Here is a 24,723-nt window from a genome sequence, read left to right on the forward strand (position 1 = left end):
TCCTTTTGAAACTCTTGAACTGTTCATAAAAATACTTTCATGAACAGTTCTTTTGATTGCATTGAATTCCCTGGACCAATCGCTTATTCTAAGTTCAAAGAAAACGCTTTACAAAAATAATAGATTGGAGACACTTATGACTACATTTCCTAAAAATTTCCTATGGGGCGCATCGATTTCCGCCCATCAAACAGAAGGTGCTTATAAAAGCGACGGCAAAGGCCTAAGCGTGCAAGACACACGCCAAAGAGATAATCATGATATTGCTGACTTTACGGTCGCAGTTGACCATTACCATCATTTTAAAGAAGATATTCGTTTATTAGCCGAAATGGGCATCAAAGTTTTTCGTTTTTCAATTGCCTGGACACGAATTTTTCCTGAAGGTCGAGGCGAGGTCAATGATTTAGGATTGCAGCATTATAACGATGTGATCGATGAGTTACTAAAATACGGGATCCAGCCTTACATTACCTTGAACCATTTTGATTTGCCCCAAGCATTAGAAGATGAAGGTGGCTGGAGCGTTAGAAGTACCGTCGATGCGTTCGTCCGTTACGCAGAAACAGTTTTTGAAGCTTATGGTGATCGAGCAAAGCACTGGCTGACGATCAACGAGCCGAACATCATGCTGCTAGTCGATAAAAAAATCTTAGGGAAAGAGATTCCTCTACAAGAAAAATATCAGCAGTTTCACCATTTGATGATTGCAGAAAAATATGCATTCAAACGTTGCCACGAGCTGATCGAAGATGGGAAAATCGGACCAGTACCGAACATCTCACTTGTTTATCCAGCGACTAGTAAGCCAATGGACAACCAAGCAGCACTTTATTTCAACAGCGTCAGAAATTGGGCGTATCTCGATTTTTCTTGCTTCGGCCGCTACAATGCCGTATTCAAAGATTATCTGAACCGTAATGACGTATCGATTTCTTTTGCACCTGAAGATCAAGAATTGATGGAAAATCACTTCCCTGATTTTGTGGCGATGAACTTTTATACGACAGTTACCGTAGAAAAACCAACAGAAAGAGATGGCATGGCTAACGGCATCAGCGATCAGCAAAGTGAAGATATCATGGAGTGGGGCTTTTATAAAGGCTTTACTAATCCTTATTTGAAGAAAAATGAGTTCAACTGGACGATCGATCCGGACGGGTTGAAGACAACTTTACAGACATTGTATGACCGCTATCATTTGCCCATCATCATTACTGAAAACGGCTTAGGCGCCAAAGATGAACTTACAGAAAACGGTAAAATCCACGATGCCTACCGAATCAACTACTTACAGCAACATATCGAACAATGCGGCTCAGCGATCGAAGCTGGTGTAGAACTGATTGGCTATAGCCCTTGGTCAGCGATCGATTTGGTGAGCGTACACGAAGGAATCAGCAAACGATACGGCTTTATTTATGTCGATCGTACAGAACATGATGCAAAAGAAATGACTCGCTACAAAAAAGACAGTTTCTACTGGTATCAAACGTTGATCGAGACAAACCAACTGCCCTCATAAGGAAAGGAGAAAAAAATGAATAAAGTATTTACCTTCTTGGAGACTAAACTAATGCCGCCGTTGAATAAAGTTGCAAACTTGCGCTTTATTCGAGCAATCATGCAAGCCGGGATCATTACAGTGCCATTTACAATTGTCGGATCGATCTTCTTGATCATTAATAATTTACCTCAGATCATTCCGCCATTAGCACCATTTTTTGAGAACACGATCCTGAAATTCGCACCGATTTACAGCGTGGCAACAACCATGTCGATTGGTTCGATCGCTATTTTTTATTGTTTGGCCACTGCCTATTATTTAACAGACATTTATCGTAAGGAAGAAAATGATGGTTTGAGCAGTTTTGTCGGTGCAATTTTAGGGTTGTTCGCATTTTTGATGACGATCGTTCAAACAGATATCGTCGATGGCAGCGCACAGCTCATACAAAATCAAAGTGAAACGGCCATTACGTACAATGGGGTCGCACTTGGCGGCTGGGTCACTCGTTTTGGCGGAGTCGGCATTTTCATCGGGATCATCACTGCTGTCATCGCTACTCAAATTTACCGCTTATGTGTAAAGAAAAATATCACGATTCGGATGCCGGAAGGCGTTCCAGATGGTGTCAGTAAAGCTTTTGCATCACTGATTCCAGCTATTTTCATTGCTTTTGTCATGTTGTTTATCAATACGATTCTAGCTGTTTTCCACACTGATTTGCATGGGTTACTTTCAAAACCCTTTGAATTCGTAAAAGAGTTGACTGGTTCTTGGCTGGGGATCATCGTGATCATGTTATTGATCCATTTATTATGGGCAGTCGGCGTTCATGGGACGGCTGTCATTAAAAACAGCTTCATCAATCCGATTTTACTTGTTGCTTTAACGGAAAATATCGATGGCGGGTCTAATATTTTCGCTGGAGATTTCGTGAATATGTATATTTTTATTGGCGGCGCTGGAAGTACCTTAGGATTAGTTTTGTTGATGATTTTTGCGGCAAAATCAGATCAACTGAAGGTTTTAGGCAAAGCGGCTGTTTTACCTGGCCTGTTCAATATCAATGAACCAGTGATTTTTGGGGCACCGATCGTCTATAATCCTTACTTGATCATTCCGTTTATCGTGACACCTTTGATCAATGTTACGATCGCTTATTTTGCCACTTCTTGGGGATTGGTCAATAAAGTCATTACTGGGATTCCTTGGATCTCACCTGTGGGGATCGGGGCGTTCTTGGGAACTGGCGGCGATTTTCGTGCGGTGCTGATCGGGTTTATTAACCTAGCCGTGTCGATTATTTGCTATTACCCCTTCTTTAAAATGTATGATGGAAAATTGTATGCGGAACAGACAGCTATCGTTGAAAAAGACTAAATCAGTGTAGTTCATATTTTCGATTGATTTGATATAAATTTAAATGTTTTGTTTTCTTAGTTTAAATGCTTATAAAAGTGTTTAATTCCTACAAATTAAGAAGAAATTCACGAAAATCGCCAAGCAGCACAGTAAATTTACGAACTGATGATGATCGATATCTAATTGGTGTTCTTTAAATTTTTATGAATTTCTTCTTACTGATGTAAATAAATACAATAAAAAAGCTACTTTTCTTCTACAAATTATCTGTAGAAAAAAAGTAGCTTTTGTTAGTTAGTCTAACGATGTTTCGTTTCAAACAATGGACTTACTGGTTTATTTTCATGAATACGTTTGATTGCATCACCAATCAATTCACCAACGCTGACTTCATCGATTTTCTCGATTTTACGGTCATCTGATAAGTAAATCGAATCTGTTACCACTAAACGTTCAATAGCAGAATCTTCGATACGCTGTAAGGCTGGACCAGATAATACTGGGTGTGTACAAGACGCATACACTTCCTTCGCTCCTGCTTCTTTCAAAGCGTTCGCTGCTAGTGAGATAGTACCAGCTGTATCGATCATGTCATCGATCAAGACACATGTTTTCCCTTCAACGTGACCAATAATATTCATCACCTCAGCAACATTTGCTTTCGGGCGGCGTTTATCAATGATCGCGATCGGTGATTTCAAGTACTCAGCTAACTTACGGGCACGAGTCACACCACCATGGTCAGGTGAAACGACAACCACATCATCGCCTTTGATGTCACGTTCTAAGAAGTAATCTGCAATTAATGGCGCACCCATTAAATGATCCACTGGGATATCGAAAAATCCTTGGATTTGAACCGCATGTAAATCTAGTGTCAACATTCTTGTTGCTCCAGCTTTTTCAAGCATGTTTGCAACAAGTTTAGCTGTGATCGGTTCACGAGCACGAGCTTTACGGTCTTGACGTGCGTAGCCATAATACGGCATAACCACGTTGATTGTTTTTGCACTTGCGCGTTTCAATGCATCGATCATGATCAATAATTCCATTAGGTTATCATTGACAGGACTACTTGTTGATTGGATGATGTAGACATGTGAACCACGAATACTTTCTTCGATATTCACTTGAATTTCACCATCGCTGAATTGATTTACAGAACATTTTCCTAATTCGACACCAACAGCTTCTGCAATTTTTTCTGCTAAAGGACGATTCGAGTTAAGAGAGAAGATTTTCAATCTTGGATCAAAATAATGTTTTGACATGGGGACCTCCGCTTTCTTTTACTGAACAATAGTTTCCTTATAAATAGTAGTCACTTTTCTGAAATAAATCAAGTGATTTTAAAGGATTCCTCAAAATTAAGAAGATTTTCTAATAAAAGCAGAACTTAAGTCGTTAGAAAAAAATACCCAAAATATAAATATGTTAAATTTGCCATTTTCTTTTGAACTTTTATAGGATTTTCTAATGACAGCACTTAAAATATATATTACTATTTAGATGAGTCCCAAAAATGAAAGCGCATTATATTTATGGGGCGTTTTTTATTATTTATATTTTTGCTGAGAATCACAGTGACAAGAATTGAACTGATGATGAACAGTACAAGCTATTTAGTTGAAAGTATCGACCATTTGTCATTATTTAGCTGTACAAATCAATCCTTATAAAAATAGACGAATGATCAATCAGATTAAAGGCGTCTCAATTCTCATTTTCTACTTTTCTACAGGATCAACCGATTTGTTCCGCTTTAAATTTAAGGAGGAATTTTGTGAAGAAGTCTGTTTTGAAGAAAGTTCATCTAGGGTTACAGGTATTAATGGTTTCCGCATTGCTTGTAAGTACGAGTGCTCCAACCGTACTGGCAATTGAAAACACTTTAACTAATGATACGGGGACGACAGAAACTGCAACAACTGAAAAGCCTACTGTATCAAACGCTACTCAAAGCGAACCACTTGCAGAGCAACAAACAGCAGATGTTGCTGAAACTTTACAACGATTAACTATTTTGGGGACTTCGGATGTCCATGGGCAATTATGGAACTGGTCATATGAAGATGACAAGCAAACACCTGTTGGTCTTTCTCAAGTCAGTTCAGTCGTAGCTAATGTCCGCTCAGAAAATCCTAACGGCACGATCCTGATCGATAATGGGGATATCAATCAGGGAACGATCTTGACTGATGATCTGTATAACAAAGCACCACTGATCGATCGGCCAAATCCAATGATCAAAGCAATGAACTACATGAATTATGATGCAATGGTTTTGGGGAACCACGAATTCAATTTTGGGTTAGATTTGATCAAGAAACTGAATAACGAAGCAAATTTCCCTATTTTGTCTGCCAATACGTATGTTAAAGAGACGAATAACCGCTTTGTCGGCGGAACCATGAAAAAAGATATTGATTTAGATGGCGATGGTACGAAAGATTTAACTGTCGGCATCATCGGTTTGACCACCCCGCAAATTCCTTTGTGGGACGGTGCTAAAGTCGATAGTCTTTATTTCAAACCTCTAAAAGATGAGGCAGAGAAAGCCGTTGCTGAATTACAGGATGACACCGATGTCATTATTGCATCGATCCATGCAGGTCGTGAAAATTCCGACCCGACAGCTGCTGCTGATCAGGTAATCAATAATGTTGCTGGAATCGATGCGTATATTTTAGGGCATGACCATCGCTCATTCGCAGAAAAAATCCAAGGACCAAATAGCCTAGTTCCTGTCGGCGGACCCAAAGATACAGGAACTGAACTTGTTCGGATCGACCTTGACCTAACAAAAACAGAAGACAAATGGCACGTTGCCAATAGTACTGCTGCAATCGTCGATACAAAAACAGTCGCTGCAGATGAAACGCTCAAAGAACAAACAAAAGAATACCACGAAACTACAAGAGCATTTATTTCTGAAAAAATAGGAACAGCTACAGCAGACTTTTTACCGCCGGAAGAAGTTAAGGGAATCCCAGAAGCTCAATTACGCCCAACAGCAATGATTTCGTTGATCAACAACGTTCAACGAAAAGCCACAGGTGCACAATTAGCTGCCTCTGCATTGTTCAAAGCTGACAGTAAACTAAACGCTGGCGATATTTCTTATTCAAATATTTTTGATATTTATAAATATCCGAATACATTGGTCAGCGCGAATATCACTGGAGCAAATCTGCTAACATTCATGGAGAAACAAGCAGATTACTACAATACTCCTGAACCAGATGATTTGACGATCAGTTTCAACTCAAATATTCGCGTCTACAATTATGACATCATCTCTGGTGTTTCGTATAAAATCGATATTTCCAAACCAAGCGGTGAAAGAATCATCGATCCAACGATCGATGGTCAGCCGATCGATCCAAATGCAAAATACACAATGGCAATGAATAATTACCGCTATGAGGGTCTGCTGGCACAAGGCTTGATAACAGAAGAACCTCTCGTATCGACAGACCCGGAAACATTACGAGGGTTGATCGCTGATTATATTCGAGAAAAGCAAACACTTGATCCAGAAGAAGAAATCGAAGAAAACTGGGAAATCATCGGATACAACTTTGATAAAAAATGGCGCGACCTTGCTGTTCAATTAGTCAACGATGGTATTTTGCACACTGAACCTGCTACCGATGGACGCACACCAAATGTCAAACCGATCACGAAGCAAGATGTAGTAAACGCTGGTTATGAACCAACTTCGATCACGATCATGCATACCAATGATGTCCATGGTCGTTTAGAAGGCAATGGTAAAGACGTTTTAGGTATGGCTCGTTTGAAAACTTACAAAGAACAGATTCAGCCTGATTTGCTTTTGGATGTTGGTGATGTGTTCCAAGGATTGCCGATCTCTAATTTCTCAAAAGGCATGGACATGGCTAAAATCATGAATGAAGTCGGCTACGATGCGATGGCTGTCGGAAATCATGAGTTTGATTTCGGTTTTGACACAGCAATGGCCTACAAAGATGTCTTAGACTTTCCGATCCTTTCCAATAATACATTCAAAGATGGTAAACTAGCCTTTGACCCGTACAAAATTATTGAAAAGAACGGTAAAAACTACGCTGTCATCGGTGTTACTACTCCAGAAACAGCAACTAAAACACATCCTAATAATGTTGTGGGTGTAACATTTGCTGATCCGATCGTAGAAACAAAAAAAGCGATCAAAGAAATCAACGAATCTGGAAAAACGATCGATGCTTATGTCGTGATCGGTCATTTAGGCATAGATGAAACAACACCGCATGAATGGCGCGGAGATACTTTGGCTGAAAGTCTAAGTAAAGAGTTTACTGATTTGAACATCACGGTTTTAGACGGTCACTCTCATACTGCAGTCGATGGTGGTAAACGCTTCGGTAATGTGATTTATACTCAAACTGGAAACTATTTAAACAATGTTGGGCTAGTAGATGTCGACTTAGTTGATCATAGTAAAAAGACAGCTTCTTTGACCGCTGCAGAAACTTTAGCAGAGTTGCCGGAAAATCCTGCAGTCAAAGCATTAGTTGATGAAGCTAAAGCGAACTTTGAAGAATGGGGCGCTAAAGTCGTTATTGAAAATAATCCTTATCAGTTTAATGGTGAACGTGATAATGTACGAACTAGAGAGACCAATTTAGGAAACTTGATCGGTGATGCTATGCTTGATTATGGTCAGGAAGGCTTTAACCATCAAACTGATTTTGCAGTAACGAATGGCGGTGGTATTCGTGCTAATATCGAACCAGGAAAAGTAACATTAGGTGACGTGATCGCTGTATTGCCATTTGGAAATAGCATTTCTCAAATAAAAGTAACCGGCGCACAGGTGAAGGATATGTTTGAGTTGTCTCTTCGTTCTATGGCGCAAAAAGATGAGAATGGAACAATCATTCTTGATGAATACAATCAGCCAAAACTAGGAGCAAACGGCGGCTTCCTACATGTTTCAAGTACAATCCGTGTATATTATGATTCAACTAAAAAGGGTTCATTGTTGCCAGCAGATGAAGGAAATGGCACTGATAAGACCATCGTAGGAGAGCGTGTCCTTCGTGTGGAAGTACAAGACCGAAAAACAGGAGAATTCGCACCTATAGATGAAGGGGCAACTTATTACATGGCGACCAACGACTTTTTAGCAGCCGGTGGAGATGGCTATGATATGCTTGGTGGCGAACGTGAAGAAGGACCTTCGTTAGATACTGTTTTGATCGATTATTTAAAACAAGCATCCAACTTGCGATTGTTTAATGCTGCGACAAATATCGATCTCGCTCAATATAAGGAAGCTTTCCCAGGTGAACGAATCGTTTCGATTTCAGAAGCTGATTTCAACGAAAAGTTCAAACCAGAACCAACTCCTGAACCAAAACCTGAGCCCAAACCAAAACCGATTCCTAATCCAAATCCAAAAGATCCAGAAAAAGAAAAAGCTCCGGATAAAGAAAAAACACCTGACAAGAAAACTGCTGACTATCCAAAAATGGGTGAAAAAGTGGCAGCTTATGGAAGTTTAGGTGTGATACTCATTGGACTTTCTGGTTATGGTGTTTATGAATATAACCGAAAACGTCAAGCAAGTTAAAAAAAGAGAAGTGCTGTTATTATACAGCACTTCTCTTTTTTTATTCATTCATATAAGGAAGCTTTTTCGCATACCCTGCTTTATTTTCTTGTCTCGCTCTAGCAATGGCTAAATCGTATTCCTTTATATCTTCTGTAATCGTCGAACCTGCTGCGATCACTGTGTTTGCCTCAATTTGAACAGGTGCGATCAAGTTGGTTGCCGAGCCGATAAAGGCATGATCGCCAACCGTAGTGCGATGTTTATTTTTCCCATCGTAATTCACAAAGACAACACCACAGCCAACGTTGATATCTTTCCCTAAATCTGCATCACCTACGTAGGTCAAATGCCCCACTTTGGTATGCTCTGCAATCGTTGCATTTTTCACTTCTACAAAATTGCCGACATGAACATGTTCACCGATCTCAGCTTTCGGACGAAGATGAGCAAATGGACCGACATCTGCATTTTTACGTACAATACTTTCTTCAACAACTGATTGCGTGATCTTAACATTGTCTTCAATGATACTATCAACGATCTGAGAATGTGCCCCAATGAAACAATCCTCACCAATGACTGTTTTTCCTTTTACATGAACACCAGCTTCTATCACTGTATCAGAACCGATCACAGCACCTTCATCGATATACGTTGTATCAGGATCGACAAATGTCACTCCATTCATCATATGCATCTTATTCAAGCGTTGGTACATGATTTTATTAGCCAAAGCTAAAGCCACGCGGTCATTGATTCCCATCGCTTCTTCAAAGTCAGACATTTGATAAGCCGCGATCGCTTTACCTTCTTTTTTCAGAATTTCAATAATATCTGTTAAATAGTATTCCCCTTGCGCATTGTTCGTATTGATTTTAGATAGAGCATTGAACAGCGCTTCATTGTCAAAACAAAACGTCCCTGTATTGATTTCCTGAACACGCGCTTCTTGTTCCGTAGCGTCTTTTTGCTCGACGATTTTTTCAACGATCCCAACATGATCACGAATAATACGTCCATAGCCTGTTGGATCTTCTGCATGAGCAGTTAAAATCGTTGCGCTGGCATTTTTTCCTTGATGATAGTCAAAAAGATTCGTCAATGTTTCAGCGGTCAAGAGAGGTGTATCCCCTGTAATGACTAACGTTGTCCCTGTTTTTCCTGCTAAAAGTGACTCAGCTTGTAATACAGCATGTCCTGTTCCTAATTGTTCTTCTTGTAAAGCATATTGGCTACGCTCACCTAAATGGCTTTTGATTGCTTCAGCCCCATGTCCAACGATCGTTACGACTTCACTTGGATTCGTTTTTTCTACTTGATCCATAATGTGTTCCACCATTGGCTTACCTGCGACAGGATGTAATACTTTGTATAGTTTTGATTTCATACGCGTTCCCTTACCGGCAGCGAGGATGATGACATATCTGTTTTCCAATTGCTTCACTCCTAAAAGTTGTTTTATGTTCATTTCATTACTTCAATCTTCATTCGAATCATGTTTTAGTTTAGCCTACTCCTCGTTCTTTTTCAACTGAACCAATTTGTTTTTTACTATACCAATTAGGCGAAAGTGCGTTATAATAGGTTAAAATTTGTAAAAACTGCTGAATAGCTTGTTCCGTTTTTGCTGAGAATCACAGGGAAAAACTAAGCTGGATAATCCAGTTGCTCAAATCAATCCTTAGGAAAATAGATAATTGTCAGTGAGACAGAAAACGTCTCAATGTCAATTTCCTAATTTTCTACAGGATTAAGCGATTTGTTCCGCTTTTATTTTAAGGGGGTGATAATATGATACTAATTCAAACACGCGTATCTCAATCAAAAGCCCAGTCTTGTTGCTGCATATAAAGTACTTTGGTTGGTTTAAGGATCTCCTTTGACACGAAGTACTTTATCACTTGACTGATAGAGAGGAAATCCATCATGACTAAAAAAATACAACCATATCAATTTAATTTTATAAGAAAACAAGCGAATATTTTACTGCAGGCTCATTTATCTGTAAATGATAAAAATACAGTAAAAACACTCCAAGCCATCGTTCTTGAAAAAATCAATGAACAATTTGGTGAAGACCAAGAAGAATTTCAACCACTGCTGGATGGTTTTTTAGACGCTGCAACTTCAAAGCCAAAACTTGATCAATTTTTAGAAGGTCTTAAAGAAGCTATTCTGCCGTTTTCACCGCCATCAAAACAGCAATTGACAAAGCTATTCAAAAAAACAAAGAAATTAAAAATCCCTGAATGGGATGAATTAGATCTTAGAGACTATACTTTTTATAGCTGGAATGACAGCGGCAAGCAGCAAAAATTTATTGTTGCTTCGATCGACGGAAAATTCGTAGGCGTCCAAGGAAGTATTTCACCGACTGTCCAAAAGGGAATCTGCCCGATCTGCCATGAAACATCTGAAGTTTCACTTTTCATGTCTAAAGTAAAAGAGTCTGGTGATGGCATGTACACGAAACGTGGAAACTATATCTGTTACGACAGTGACAAATGTAACCACAATATTGAACGAAGAGAAGAATTGGAAGCATTCGTTCAGAACGTGCTGTTTACAAAATAATTCTGATATTCATAAAGGAGGCTGAGACAAAAGTGATTAGCTCCGAGAAATAAGAAGGAATTCACGAAAATTGTTTTTCAAATTTTTGTGAATTTCGGCTTATTTCCGAAGGTGCTGCTTTTTTCTCGCCGTTTATTCAGATTTAAAGACCGAAACAAAACTGATTTTTAGTTGTGTTTTGGTCTCTTTATTTATATTCTAACCATTCTATTCTATTTTAAATCCTCTTTCGTTCAGTTATACTTAATTCTAACGAGTATAGCAATAGGAATGAAAGAGGGTTTTTAGGTATGTCAGAATCATTCTCTGCACTAACTGACTGGTGCAAGAAAAACAAAACACTCCTGCTTATGACAGTGATTATCTATCAAGCAGTGACAGTGGCAATTGGAATCGTCAATTTCCCATATATGGATGACACCGTTCGTCAGCGCGTTGGCAACACAGATTTCGCCAGCACCTATTCAAGATGGGGCAGTGAACTAGCTTCTTGGTTCGTGCAGGGAAGTCGTCATTTAACAGATATGGGGCTTTTCACGCACATTTTGACTGGATTCATATTGACAGTCGCCAGTGTTATCGTCGTTTTCACCTTGAATAATAAAAAATTAAGTGCTCTCTCTTTGATCGTTTCTACGTTGATCGGATTGAATCCTTGGTTTTTGCAAAGCATCAGTTTTAGATTCGATAGCCCTTATATGGCATTGAGTATTCTATTTTCTGTCCTGCCGTTCCTTTGGTGGGAAAGTAAGGCTCGGATCTTTTTTATTCTATCAGCATTCAGTATTTTCATGATGTGCAACACGTATCAAGCTTCTTCAGGTATCTATATTGTTATGGTCTTAGCACTTTCCTTAAAAACATTATTGGCTGGCGGAAAAATAGGTCCAGTGCTAAAGAAGAGCCTCTTATCAGCAGGAGCGTACATCGTTGCTATGATCGCGTATTTGATCGAAACAAAATTCAACCCTGATTTGGCAAACCGCGGAGGTAACGTTGCGATTGCTGCTTTCAAAGATATCCCCAAAACTTTGGTTGCTAACATATCCATGTATCTGCACAGCATCATCGATCAAAGTACAAAAGTTTGGATGATTTTATTCGTTCTTTTGATTGTACTATTCATTGTAGTGAGCTTTGTTCAGGCTAAAAAGCGGTCGTTAAGCCTTCTGTTTATCGGTCTTTATCTGGTCTTAGGAGCCATTTTAAGTTACGGTGTATTTTTGATTTTCCCAGAAAAATTAGCACTTGCTGCACCTCGATATGCTTACGGCTTTAGTGTTTTCACAGCGATCACTTTGATTCTGCTTTTAGATCATAAACTGTCTCCACAATGGAAAAATATGGCAATAAAAGGAACGATCAGCTTATTCTGCTATTATTTACTATCCTTTCCATTTGTTTATGCTTCGGCGTTACACTATCAAAAAGACGCCTTTGTACGTCAAAGTATGATGCTGGCGATATCATTAAAAAATCTAGTTATAGCAGATACGAAACAAGTGTATGCAACAATGTTGTTTAAAGACTCACCTGTTTTTAACAACACGAAACAGAATTATCCTATTTTACAAGAAATGGTTCCACCCAATTCAGCCATCTTCTTTCCTAATCAGGTAGTATTCAAAACCTATACAGGCATGGATATAATGATCGAATCGTTTGATTTTGCTACCTTTGATAAAGAACATAGTGAGTTGAAATCTTCTGACTACTATTATGATATTTACGAAAAAGATAACCAGCTTTACGTCTTAGTAAAATAGTTAAAGAGTGCAGGACAAAACTAATAATCAGTTTTGTTTCGCACTCTTTAACGTAATAAACGATAGATAACAGGCAGATTCTTCAATAACTTCCCCAAAAGTCGAACCTGATCGACAGTTATCTCAATCTTGCTCTTGTTCTAAAACATCGCCAGTTTGAGCATTGATCTTCACCGTATTTTCTGACAATAGACCTGTTTTGATCGTGATCTCCCAGTAAGTCGTTGCTAATTCTTTCTCCAATGACCACTCGATCGCTTCCCCATCTTTCACTGTTCCTTCAGCTATTTCAGTCGCTTCTTCCAGTGAAATGAGATCTTTCAGATCCAAAGCATTATCTTCTCCTTGATCGTCACGATCGACCTTTTCTTCACGCTCTTTTGTTACTTCGCCTGAATCTGCATCCACTCGAATATCAAATTCTTTCGTTCCCTCAATCCCTTGTATTTTATAAGAATATGATCCAAGAGAATCTTCTAAATCAATTGAAGTGATGGCTGCATTTGGATAGATTTCTTCAAACGCTGCGATTGCATCCGGCAAACTGATTTTGATCGTTTCCAATCGAGTCCCTGCATCAGACCTTGTTTCATTCTTCGTTTCCGTATTGCTGGTTCCTGTAGTTGTTCCACTGTTATTCGCGCATGCTCCTAAAGTTAACAGCATTAGTGTCATAGAAATAATAATTTTTTTGTTCATCGTTTTTCACCCTTTCGTAGATGTCAAAATTTTTTATTTAGCATTTTAGGCTTATTTACAATCTCAAATTTCCAAGCCAGCTTATTCGCCACACCTCCCTTAAATAACCAACTTATCGGTTATTTTAAAGTTCAGAACTGTTCCCGTATACTATTTGGGATTTTCTTATTTAATTTTTTCGAAAATGATAAATATTTGAATAGGTCCGTCTTTTCTGTCTTTGTCGAAAGTGAATGAATGTTTGCGTCATTCCACGAAGGATCGTATAGACTGGCAGTGCCACAATCATTCCGATCAAACCTAAGAGATTTCCAACAATTAATAAGAGAAATACAGCAATAATTGGATGAATCTGACTCACTTTATTCATCACAATTGGAGAGACCAAATACGATTCGCCAAATTGAATCGCTGTTATCAACAAAATGAGTAACAATGCCGTTTTCAGATCTTGGCTCAAAGCGTATAAAAGTGCTGGAATCACACCAATAAACGGACCAAAATAAGGAATAATATCCATCAATCCACAAATCAGCCCTAATAAAAGAGCATTTGGTAAACCTAGGACTTTAAAGGCCAGATAACTACTAACACCTACATAAGCACAGATCATCATTTTTCCGCTGATATATGTTGATGCGGCATTATGGAAATCCAGACACCAATCCTTGACTAACTGCCTATAATCGGGTGGCACCAGTGTCTTTAATTTACCCGGAATTTTTTCACCATCTTTAAACATATAGACCAATAACAACGGAATCGTGAAAATAATGATGGCGGAATGAGAAATAACTTCTAATATACCGCTCAAACTCGCTCTCGCACCAGAAACTACTTGAATAATAACTCTTCCCATTTGGTTTAGATCTAAGGTCTCCAGTATAGGTGCTACTCTTTCTTCTAACACAGAACCTTCAACCAATTGGCTAATGGAGTAAATAATCGTTGGGATCTGAGCCACAAGTTTACTTATTTCCGTAATGATTATCGGTAAAACAACTTGGATCACAAAGAAAATTACCGTTAAAATCAGCAACAGAATCAAAAAAACGGATAAATTTCTTCGTTTAATGATTCGTTCTAGTTGTTTAAAAATTGGTAAGAACATATAAAAGATGAACACTGAAATCAAAATAGGCAGTAAAATACTTGACAAAATGGCCTCCAATGGCCGAAAAATGAACGCTACTTTAGAAAAAATAAAAATCGTTGTTCCTAGTAAGCTTAAGACGATCAGTGAAGCAACGATCTTCGATGTTTTTAAAAACTCCATTTGTACTTCCTCTCAAAATCATCTATGTAGATAATTTTAAACATTAATATATTCCCTTTATTTATCTTGCTTTATTAAAATGCCTGCAGATTGATAAGCGGCAAAAGACGAATAGTGACTTTTCCAACCACATTTTCAGCAGAAATCAAGCCGTACACTCGACTATCAGCAGCATACGGTCGATTATCCCCAAGCACTAAGTAATAGCCATCTGGAATTGTCTTTGTCGAAGTTAAGTCTCCACTCATAAAGTCTTCCGTGAAATTCTTCCCATTAGCCTGACTTTCATTGATTTCTTCTACTATAAATTTCTCATCTACTCGCTGATCATCAACATACAAGGTATCTCCTTCATAAGTAATTTTTTCCCCTGATAAACCGATGACCCGCCGAACTTGAATATTATTTTTTTTGTTAACAAATGCAACCAAATCGAAACGCTTGAGCTCTGCCCTTTTTTTGACTACCAAAACATCTTCATCTCTCAAAGTAGAGATCATGCTAAATCCATGAACTTTCGTCACTTTGAAAAAGAATGAACTGATTACTACCGCTAATATAATTGTCAAAAAAGAGGCAAGAATTACATCACGTAGCATCCGTTTTCTTTTTAGTGCTTTCTTTTTTTTTACAGATATCTTTGACTTCTGCTTTCGTTTAGCAGAGACACCTAAATCTTGTATTTTCTTTCTGGTAGGTGGTTTTACCGTTTCTTGTTTTTTTTGTTTATTTCCTTCGCTGATTCTTTTTTTCATCGCACACAACTCAAATCATTTTTCTTCTGAAAATGCGTTTTCGTTTACCTTGTAATAGTCAAATGCCGCCCGTTCATACTCTTGTGCTTTTGCAATATCCTTCAAAAATTCTTCCACTAATGTAGGATTGTTATAAAAATTTTTCGTTTGCGTGCTGGCATTCATTCCTAGTTGCTTTGTGGCATTGTAATAACGATTCAACACTAGCTGTCCTTCTTGGGAATTGACCGTACTAGCCTTTTTGCTTCCATAACTAGCCATCGCCGTAGCAAGATATCGAATGTTTTGCTGTAATTTTTCTTCTTCATCTCCTTGATCTCTGGCCAAAATCAACTGCTCTTCAAAATCTCGAAGTAAATAGTAGCCTTTAACCACCGAATCAGAATCATCTGCAGTCAAATTCATTGCTTGGTAATATGAAAGATAGCCAGAAGCACCAGAAAACGCTACACTTACGATCATTAAGAAAATCATCAGCTTCAAGCTACGATTTTTATTTTTTTGAAGAAGTTTTCTTTGTCCAACAATTTTCTTATTTTTCTTTTTATTTTTTAATTTTTTCCTCGGTAAACTATTCATTTTTTTCTTCTGGCTAATATATTGGAACAAAAAGAGGATACTGCCGAGGAGAGAAAGAATTGCTGCTGCAACTCCTCCTACAAATATAATTTCTAAAATAGACATGTACCTCAGCCCCTATTCATCTAGTGGTCGTTTTTTCCCTTTAGTTCCGTTCGCTTTTTTCTTTTTTCGTGCTAGTTTTTCTGCTTGTTCTTTCTTTTGCTGCTTTTTACGTAGAAATACGATCAATCCGTAAACTACTCCACCTAATGCTAAAACAGCACCAACGATCATTACGATCAACTGCCAGTTAAAGCCTTTTTCCTGTACTAAACCGACATCCCGTTCATTAAATTTATCTGCGTCTTCCTGTGTGATCTCAAATTCTTCTTTCCACGCCCACTTTTGATCACCGGAGGTCACTAAAATATTGGCCACATAAGTACCTGAAACCATTCTCTCCCCGTTCATACTAATCGGAAATTGGATAAAGGAATTTGGCGCCATGCGCATTGCCGTTTGTTTACGTTCATATAAAACAGCTTCATTCCCCTTTGCATTGATTTGTGTCTCTACTGTCATATCATTTAAGAATGCTGGGATTACATTCGAAAAATCCACGAAAATCGCATTTCGGTAGTTGTTTTGTCCGGCAAATACTTTATTCAGCTTCAAGTCTGGCGTCAGGTCCTGATCCGATTCTTGAAGTAAAAGACCAATGATATAGGCGTATTGATTAATAATTCGAGAGCCGCCTTCATTAGACACATTTCCATCCTGGTCAGCTTTCATCAGCTGGATTCCTCCAGCAATCACACCTTTTGTTCCTGTTTCAGGCATCTTGATCTTGATTTCAACTGTTTTTGTTTCACCAGCTGCTAAGTCAACTGTTTCTGGACCTGAAACAATATCTTCAAAATCGAACTGTAAAGAAGCATCATTTTCTATTTCCGAATCACCATATTCGATCACACCATTTTGATTAGTAACAGCGCCATTCAAACCAATATTGACCGTAATTTTTTCAGCACTAGGATTCGATAAGGTGAGCGTAATCGTTTGTTCCTGTCCTTTATTCATCTTTAATTTGTAATAACCAATATTATCTTCCATTTGATTTTCTGGAAAATTAAGGCTATAGGTAAAGCCTGTAGCGCCGGCAATATCATCTGCTGCTTCACTACTGTCATCTGCATAAACCGAACGACTAAAAAGAACACTCGGCAAAAACGTCAACATGATCAATAAAACAATTCCTATTACTCTTACTCTTTTTTTCATCTCTATAACCTCATGTCTTTTTATTTTTTCTATGTATATTACTATTGATTCGAATCATAATCCCGAATAAACGGTGAGAAAAAAGCAGCTCCCTCGGAAATAAGCTGAAATTCACAAAAATTTGAAAAGCAATTTTCGTGAATTTCTTCTTATTTCTCGGAGCTAAACGCTTTTGTCTCAGCCTCTTTAGGAAAAGCTGATATTATTGAGCAGCTACGACTTTCCAAGTCACTTTAGCTGTATATGTGTCAACAGCCATGTTTGATGCTGTTGCTGCTGGAACAGTTAATTTAACAGAGTTTCCTTCTGTAGCATCTGTACTGTTACCAAAAGCCATGATATAACGTCCTTTTCCTTCTTGTGCTGCTTGATTTGCAGTCACAATTGTTTGAGCACCACCATTTTCAGTCAATTGGAAAGCTGGTGTTAGATTTGAAGGAATTGCATTTGTGTTATCGCCTTGCGCTGCTACAAATCCATTACTGAAATCAATAGTAGAACCGCTTAATGCGTTTGAGCTAGCCCCCGTAAATTGTTGTGTCATTTCAGCAGTTACAGTGTAGCCAAATGTTCCCCCAGCACGGATATCACGCCATTGCACATAAGCACCACGTGTTGCTGCTTCTGGGCCTTCACCGAAGCTTGCTGCTGTTGCATAAGCTGTTACTTCGTTTGCTGAAGTTTTGATTGTGCCAAAGTCTAAGTTAGAAGTTCTTTCAATCATCAATGGTCCTAAATCTGGGTTTACAGTTTCGCCTGGTTCTGGATTAACAGGTGGTAAAACCACATCTGGATTTTCTGGATCGACAACGCCTGGGCTTTCTTCGTCGCCACCTTCTTCAACTTTTACAGTTCCAGTTGATTCTAATTCTGTTGGAGCTGCCATTGCTGCTGTCGGCGCTAAAGCACCTAGTGTTAGTGCAGCTACGATCGCTGCTGATGATAGTGTTGTTAATTTCATTTGTATTTCCTCCTGTATGTTTCTATATAATTTATTTGATAACCTGGACGAATCCAGAAATATCACATGGTTAAGGTAACTCGGCTAAAATCCAAGTCAGTTCTGTTGCATATTGTACTGGGTAGATTTTTGTTGCATTCGGAATAGCCAATCGAACAGCAGAATTGCTATAAGCCGGCTTTCCAGAAAAATCATCGATCAGCGCATTGCCCGATGAATCTACCACTGGAAGTAATGTTGTCTCCATATTGTTGCTATTTGTTTCAGAAGCGCCAAACGCAATCGTCCAGACACCACGGCCACTGCCTGGTGAAGCTGTTGCTAAGTCATAGGCTGTGCCGATTGAGTTTAAAGCAATCGTTTCCCGGGTAACCGTAGGTGATTCACTTGTTCCACTACTATTTGCCCAGCCTTTATCTAGAGATAAAACGGCACCGTTCAACTCTTGCTCATTGGCATTTTGAATCACTGTATTTCTAAACTGATGATTCTGTTTGACTTGTAAGGTCCAGCCAGTTGAATTGGCACGCTGATCAGTGATTTGGATATAGCTGCCTCTCGGACCAGTCTCACTTCGAAATTGTTGTGCTAATGCATGATAGGTGCGGTTTGTACCTGAAATTTTAGCTTTGCCAAAATCAAGCGACGACACATAATCAATACGTAGAGGCCCTTCTGTGGACGGACCTTCACCAGGATCAACGACTTCTTCAGGATTTTCCGGGTCTATCGAATTTGATATTGCACTGCCTTCAACAGTTACTGTTCCTGGTTGTGTGATAGAACTATTTGTCGCTTGAGCAGATGAACTAAAAAACGTTAAGCTTGTCAACACAATGATCATGCTAGTAATGATTTTAAATTTCTGTTTCTTCATCTATTTCTCCTCCTTTACTCGTTTGCGTACTAAGAGTAAAAGAAGGAAGAGCACGAGCAGACCTATTCCGACAAAACTAAGGTTACGGATAAGTTCTCCTGTACTTGGAAGCTTGCCAACTGGTTTTACGACGACCTCAGACTCTTGTTCAGTGGATGACCCTACTTCTGGTAAATTTTCACTCGGTTCGAGAGAATCTTCATAAAACGAGATCTTTCCCCCCGTAGTTACTTGTCCGCCAGCTCCTTCTGTTCCATAAACAGTCGAAGGTACTATGGCTAGGCTGATCAGCAAAATCAAAGAGCTGAGTAAAATAATCCATTTGTTCATTCTCATTTTCTCTCCTCTTATGGCTGTCCAGCCATTACTTTCCAAGTGATCACACCAACATAGTTTCCTGTGTGGACATTATCTGATGATTCAATTTGCAGTTTTACACCGTCTGTGCCGGTTTGTGATCCCCAGCTATTACTGATATCAATACTTCCAGCAGAGCCGTCAGCATTTAGAAAGACTGTTTGTGCATTCGTATCTAAAATCGTTTCTTTTCCTCGATACACGTAACGCAAAGCATTAACCAACTCTTGTCCTTCTGTATTTCTCATTGGGGTCGATAGTGACGCTGTCAGTGTCCAGCCATTTGCTGTATCTGCTCTTGTATCAGTAACGATCAACGGCTGGTCGATCGATGGATCATCCACACGTTTTGTTGTTGCATTGTAAGTAAGTGAACCAAAATCTAAAGCATTCGGTGCTGACGCTAAACTCAAGATACCTTGTAGTTTGTATCTGACCGTTACTTCTGTATTATTGATCACTACCTCCGTCTCATTGTCAGGACGTTCGGCGATTTCATATCCTGCACTTTCTAAATCAGTTAATTGTTTTGTCACACGCTCTTCTTTAGTCAAATCGATTTTATCTCCAACCTGACTGTCGATCGTGATCGTATAGCCAGGAAGTACTTGACCGAGTTCATTGATAAATTCGACCGTCAATACAGCATCTACATCGACTACTGTCACTTTGATCGTGCCAGTAATATCTTGTGCTAAGCCAGAATCTGCAGCTTTAACTGTTAATGTGACTGTATATTCTTTAGGCTGGATATTAGCGATGTCATTTAACCCGCCAAAATCAGTGACTGTGACCAACTGACTTAAATCTGTTCGTACTCCTCCAGAAAGCATAAATGCTTCTGCCTTAGAGTTCTCCAGAATATAGGTAATCAATTCCGGTTCAGATAGGTCACGAATATCGACGTATGATGCTTCGAAATCTGACCCAGAAACACCAGCACCCTCATCGTATACGATCAAAGTTGAATCAACTACTGTCGTATTAGGATCAGCTTGCCCATCAGCATTGACCGCACGATCTGAAACTTTGATTTTGACTGTATGTTCTCCAGGTGTCTGTGCAGCTTGCGCGGCAGTCTCAGGATCGTCATAAGCAAAATCAAATCCTGTATTAATTGGACTGGTATCTGCCACATCCTTGATCATATCTTTTGGATCAGGTAATCCATCATTTAAAGAAATGTAATAAGTCACTCCTGACGCAGTTGGCGGTGTTTTATCAAGAACCGTTTGTGTCACTTCTTCTGCCTTCAAACTAGCAAAACCGTAAGCATGAATAACAGATCCTGCTGTAAAATAATTTCCAGAAGGAACGGTGATCGACCAGTCTCCGTTAGCATTAGACTGCGTTGTAAAGTTGTTTCTAAATTCTATTGGCGTCGTCGTATCCTCTACTGGTGAAACCACATTATCTGTAGATGGATCCAATGCAGGTGAAATAGAATTATCAACAGGTACATCCCATAGACGAATATAAGCATTTGGGATTGCATAACCATGAACAGTTATTGAACTTGAATCTCCATGATTATCTGTAGCCACACTATGAATGGCAATATTTGGATCAGGAACTCTCGTAAAAAGAACTCGCTGTGCTTGTGTTGTAAAATTCTGATTGAAATTATTCAATATTGCACTGGTCATAGCATTGGACAGAGTGATTGTCGGCTGTGCATTTCCCCCATAAGTAAGACGCATATTACTCATTGGTTCATATTGAAAATCTGATCCACTATCATCTGCAGAACCATTCATGTTGCCATAATTCCATTGATAAACATTTTGGACAGATACGTCCAAAATTCCTCCGGAGGAAATCAATCCGCTACTTGCATTATTAGTCCCTGTTAGAGTTCTATGCTTTTGTAAATTTACTCTAACTGCGTCGCTAAATTGGAATTTCGTTGTTGTTGCTGTTCCTCCCATATATATAAGGTTCTGAACATAACTCGTACTATCACTTTGAACATCTAATGAACCTTTTGCATTAATCGTAAATGTAGATGCTGCATTGGCATGAATTAAATTCGTATTAGAGGCTCCCATGTTTTCACCTTTCACATTTAATGAGCCATCAATCGAAATTGTTCCACCGCTCATCCAAATCGGCGTTTGAGAAGTTCCCGTTCCCGTCCCAGGATTTGTATTACCAGTACCGTTATATGCGGTTGTCAAAACATTCAACATAGCGCCTTCTTTTACTGTTAAAATAGACGTTGTTCCTTGAAGATTAATCACTGTTCCATTGGTCGCGTGGTTATTAATCATGTTTACTGTTGAATTTTTACCAACAGTCAATGCAGCAGAATTTCGTAAAGTTACGTTTGTATTACCGCCTTCTGCCGTAGTCACTGCATTGCCACGTTCAAATGTTACTTGTGCACCTTCTCCTACATCAAAGTTTCCGCCATTTATATCTAAAACATTACTTCCCCGTGATGATAGATAGAACTTGGCATTATCTAAAACTTTGGCAGATGATACACTCAATGAGGATTGGCGTTCATTGTTTACCGACCAGGTTCGTATTGTATCGCCATTTTTACCAATCGACGTATACGTAGCTTGCTGCTCTAAATGAGTGTCTCCATCAATATATAACTCTGTCGTACCAGCTTCCATAAATTGAGAACCATATCCCTGATAGTCCTTCAGCGTCATCTTACCGCCTGAATCATAAATCAACGCTCCCCAATAGTTTCCATGATAAACATTCATATTATTGAAGCTGATGTCCCACGAACGCCCACCATTATTATTTGCAGAAACAAAGTGATGCACGATCGCACCAAAATCCAGTGTATAGCCATTGCCCTCTACAACTACTTTTCTTGCTGTACCAGCAATGTCAAAATAGTTATGCACCATTCCACCACTCGTATTTGCCCGCGTCGTACTTCTAAATATTTGTTGAGAAGCACCTTCAGATGGACTAAATGCAAAATAACTTGTAGCAAATGTACCTGCTGTAGTAAATAAATCTGCTGTAATTTCAATGTTTGGTACATTATAGTCATGAAGTGCGACTAAATAACCAAGCATTGTCTCAACTTGACGAGTGTGGGTGGCTTCACTGCCAAAATTTATTTGAGTATTTGTTCTTGCCGCACCCGTCAATCCATTCGTTGTCGCACTAGCTGCTGTATGAGAGGATTTATAGATTGGTCCCGAAAAGTTTTTCGATATGACATCAATATTTACAAAATCAAAAATCCAAAAACCTTGAGAACTGCCTGTAGTAGAGGCATTCAGTAATCCTATTGCTAAATTTCCAAAGTCAAAGGTATGACCATTTCCGTTAATTGTGATACTACGGGAACTCGCAGCCTTATTAATATAGAAATATACATTCTCTGCACTAGCCATATCCACAGTATCTGTGCTAAATAGACCATCGTAATTTTGTAAAACACCTGACAATCTAATATCATTCTGTAATGAAATCGTCGTGATAGACGTATTCGCTAAAGCTTCAACAAAACTTTGCCAATCTGTGATTTCAGCTGTGTTCTCAGCATTTGGGCTAACTGAAACTTCGTCTGCTAAGGGTTTGATTCCCTCAAGTGCTTTTATTTCCGATGATTCCTCGACAGAAATTTTCAACTCTTGTCGTTTCGCCGAATCTATAGTGTCACTCAATTCAAATGTATATTCACCACTAGCATCTGCGGTAAGCATCAATCGTACATTTTCTTGTTCTACATCCATTGAAATAGTCAATACTCGTTTGGTTTCATTCCAACTAAAAACTGGCAGTTCACTTTCTTTTTCTTCTTGAAGCATATTCTCTTCAGCTTCAATATCAAAAGTTATACCTTGCGGAATGAATAGATTTAGTTCTCTTTTGATTTCTGCTGGAACTTGTTCTATTGCATCTGACTTTTCTTCAACAGTCGATTGAGGTATCTCTAACTCTGTCTTTTGCCCAAGTTCCTCCATATCTCGTGTATCAGAAATATCTAAATGGAAAGCTTGATTTTCACTAATCTTTTCTTCTACCAACGTAAGAGAAAGAGGCTCTTTAGCAAATAGCTTAGTCGCTGAAAAATAAACTTGTCCAAATACAGCCAAACAAAGAATTGAAACTGTAAGGATGTTGATATACATCAATCGTTTTTTTCTTGTTTTATTCATTTCATTCATTTTCCCTCCTTGTATCTTAAATTTTTAGCTATTATACGCGACCACCTCCTTTAAAAGATTCGTATCTTTATTTGAATCAAGTAGATATCCAACCGAACGAACCGTGCGTAAAATCTTTGGGTCAGCACCGCCTTGCTTTAACTTATTTCTTATATGAAAAGCCACATTTGCTATACGATAGGTTTTTATAGAATTATCCACTTCTTCCTTCCCTCCCCAAACATAATCTGAAATTTCTTCATATGTAAATGCCTGATTGACTCTGCTCGCTAACAAAGACACCATTCGATACTCCAAACGTGTAAGGCTCACCTCTGACTTATTCGGTAGTTTCATGCTACAATTTAAGGAGTTCAATTCGAGCTCATTGCTGGCCTTTGATTCACCTATGTTTTTTTCGTCTGTTCTGTGAATCAATTTTAATGTGTTCTCAATGATGACAAACATTTCATCATCCGATATATTTCTGCCAAGATTACCTAACACACCTAATTCAAGGTTGATTTTCTTACTGATTTCATTGTCAGTCTTTGACTTTACCCATATCGGTAAAAGTGATTGTCTTTTGATCGATAGAATCAATTCAAGGACTTGATTTTGATTTTCCTCTGAGCTGTAAATCAATACGCCGTGCATCGTATCTAATTGCGCCAATAATTGTTGTTCATCAGAAAAGTGAAAGTCACATATTTTAATAGAAGTTGGTATGAAATAGTCTTTAGTATTAAAAATTGCCAAATTATACATAATTTGATTTCTCCTTTCTTTTGTTTGTGCACAAAAAATATATTATATTCCCCTTTTTTACACAAACTAGGTTTGTCTAGCCAAAGGACAAATCAAAAAGAACAAAAACAGCCGATTCGAACCAAAAACTCGTCTTTTTTTAATTATTATTTAATTTAAATATATTTTTTTAATAAAAATATGAGAATTTTCTTTATGTTTTTTCTTCAATAGGAGAAATTTTAGATAAAATCTGCCTTACTTTTTTTGTTATGATTCTAGAATATTATGATTT

17 protein-coding genes are annotated in these 24,723 nt (G+C 38.5%); 5 read left to right on the forward strand and 12 right to left on the reverse strand.

What is annotated here, in order from left to right:
* The first annotated feature begins 136 nt into the window (after positions 1 to 136).
* Together IGI58_RS06885 and celB are read left to right on the forward strand one after the other, a co-directional pair.
* Positions 137 to 1,525 carry a glycoside hydrolase family 1 protein gene (locus IGI58_RS06885; RefSeq protein ID WP_429954007.1) on the forward strand — a complete coding sequence of 463 codons (1,389 nt, stop codon included), beginning with the start codon at positions 137 to 139 and terminating at the stop codon, positions 1,523 to 1,525.
* A gap of 15 nt (positions 1,526 to 1,540) precedes the next feature.
* Entirely contained in the window at positions 1,541 to 2,887 is a 1,347-nt protein-coding gene (celB, locus tag IGI58_RS06890; RefSeq protein ID WP_429954006.1) for a PTS cellobiose transporter subunit IIC, read from the forward strand.
* Positions 2,888 to 3,168: 281 nt separating this feature from the next.
* On the opposite strand, the gene IGI58_RS06895 is transcribed toward celB, so the two are convergent.
* On the reverse strand, positions 3,169 to 4,140 hold the full coding sequence (locus tag IGI58_RS06895; RefSeq protein WP_087641755.1) for a ribose-phosphate diphosphokinase: 972 nt from the start codon (positions 4,138 to 4,140) through the stop codon (positions 3,169 to 3,171).
* A gap of 512 nt (positions 4,141 to 4,652) precedes the next feature.
* On the opposite strand from IGI58_RS06895, the gene IGI58_RS06900 reads away from it, so the two are divergent.
* On the forward strand, positions 4,653 to 8,468 hold the full coding sequence (locus IGI58_RS06900; protein ID WP_429954005.1) for a 5'-nucleotidase C-terminal domain-containing protein: 3,816 nt from the start codon (positions 4,653 to 4,655) through the stop codon (positions 8,466 to 8,468).
* A 40-nt stretch (positions 8,469 to 8,508) separates the two neighbouring features.
* Here the strand turns inward: IGI58_RS06900 and glmU are convergent, their stop codons facing one another.
* Positions 8,509 to 9,885: a bifunctional UDP-N-acetylglucosamine diphosphorylase/glucosamine-1-phosphate N-acetyltransferase GlmU gene (gene glmU, locus IGI58_RS06905; protein ID WP_429954004.1), complete on the reverse strand. Its 1,377-nt coding sequence runs from the start codon at positions 9,883 to 9,885 to the stop codon at positions 8,509 to 8,511.
* A 491-nt stretch (positions 9,886 to 10,376) separates the two neighbouring features.
* Between glmU and IGI58_RS06910 the strand changes: the two genes are divergently transcribed.
* Positions 10,377 to 11,024 carry a FusB/FusC family EF-G-binding protein gene (locus IGI58_RS06910; protein ID WP_429954003.1) on the forward strand — a complete coding sequence of 216 codons (648 nt, stop codon included), beginning with the start codon at positions 10,377 to 10,379 and terminating at the stop codon, positions 11,022 to 11,024.
* 290 nt (positions 11,025 to 11,314) lie between these two features.
* On the forward strand, positions 11,315 to 12,790 hold the full coding sequence (locus tag IGI58_RS06915) for a glucosyltransferase domain-containing protein (protein WP_429954002.1): 1,476 nt from the start codon (positions 11,315 to 11,317) through the stop codon (positions 12,788 to 12,790).
* Between the two features lie 123 nt (positions 12,791 to 12,913).
* Here IGI58_RS06915 and IGI58_RS06920 read toward each other — a convergent pair whose 3' ends face one another.
* The 10 genes from IGI58_RS06920 to IGI58_RS06965 form a co-directional block, all read right to left on the reverse strand.
* On the reverse strand, positions 12,914 to 13,489 hold the full coding sequence (locus IGI58_RS06920) for a PepSY domain-containing protein (RefSeq protein ID WP_429954001.1): 576 nt from the start codon (positions 13,487 to 13,489) through the stop codon (positions 12,914 to 12,916).
* 169 nt (positions 13,490 to 13,658) lie between these two features.
* Positions 13,659 to 14,765 carry an AI-2E family transporter gene (locus IGI58_RS06925; RefSeq protein ID WP_429954000.1) on the reverse strand — a complete coding sequence of 369 codons (1,107 nt, stop codon included), beginning with the start codon at positions 14,763 to 14,765 and terminating at the stop codon, positions 13,659 to 13,661.
* 74 nt (positions 14,766 to 14,839) lie between these two features.
* A complete protein-coding gene (gene lepB / locus IGI58_RS06930) occupies positions 14,840 to 15,520 on the reverse strand; it encodes a signal peptidase I (RefSeq protein ID WP_429953999.1) in 681 nt (226 codons plus the stop codon).
* 15 nt (positions 15,521 to 15,535) lie between these two features.
* Positions 15,536 to 16,204 carry a hypothetical protein gene (locus IGI58_RS06935; protein ID WP_429953998.1) on the reverse strand — a complete coding sequence of 223 codons (669 nt, stop codon included), beginning with the start codon at positions 16,202 to 16,204 and terminating at the stop codon, positions 15,536 to 15,538.
* A 12-nt stretch (positions 16,205 to 16,216) separates the two neighbouring features.
* Positions 16,217 to 17,362, reverse strand: a complete 1,146-nt coding sequence (locus IGI58_RS06940; protein ID WP_429953997.1) for a DUF916 and DUF3324 domain-containing protein — start codon at positions 17,360 to 17,362, stop codon at positions 16,217 to 16,219.
* 202 nt (positions 17,363 to 17,564) lie between these two features.
* Positions 17,565 to 18,323, reverse strand: a complete 759-nt coding sequence (locus tag IGI58_RS06945) for a WxL domain-containing protein (RefSeq protein ID WP_087641744.1) — start codon at positions 18,321 to 18,323, stop codon at positions 17,565 to 17,567.
* 70 nt (positions 18,324 to 18,393) lie between these two features.
* Complete coding sequence (locus tag IGI58_RS06950; RefSeq protein ID WP_429953996.1) at positions 18,394 to 19,200, reverse strand: WxL domain-containing protein; 807 nt, start codon at positions 19,198 to 19,200, stop codon at positions 18,394 to 18,396.
* Positions 19,201 to 19,530 carry an LPXTG cell wall anchor domain-containing protein gene (locus IGI58_RS06955; RefSeq protein ID WP_429953995.1) on the reverse strand — a complete coding sequence of 110 codons (330 nt, stop codon included), beginning with the start codon at positions 19,528 to 19,530 and terminating at the stop codon, positions 19,201 to 19,203.
* Between the two features lie 17 nt (positions 19,531 to 19,547).
* On the reverse strand, positions 19,548 to 23,702 hold the full coding sequence (locus IGI58_RS06960; RefSeq protein WP_429953994.1) for a pectate lyase-like adhesive domain-containing protein: 4,155 nt from the start codon (positions 23,700 to 23,702) through the stop codon (positions 19,548 to 19,550).
* Between the two features lie 24 nt (positions 23,703 to 23,726).
* Positions 23,727 to 24,449: a DNA-binding response regulator gene (locus tag IGI58_RS06965; RefSeq protein WP_225535015.1), complete on the reverse strand. Its 723-nt coding sequence runs from the start codon at positions 24,447 to 24,449 to the stop codon at positions 23,727 to 23,729.
* Positions 24,450 to 24,723: the final 274 nt, after the last annotated feature.

It is taken from the genome of Enterococcus sp. AZ020 (assembly GCF_050499205.1).
GTDB classification, from domain to species: domain Bacteria; phylum Bacillota; class Bacilli; order Lactobacillales; family Enterococcaceae; genus Enterococcus_L; species Enterococcus_L dunnyi.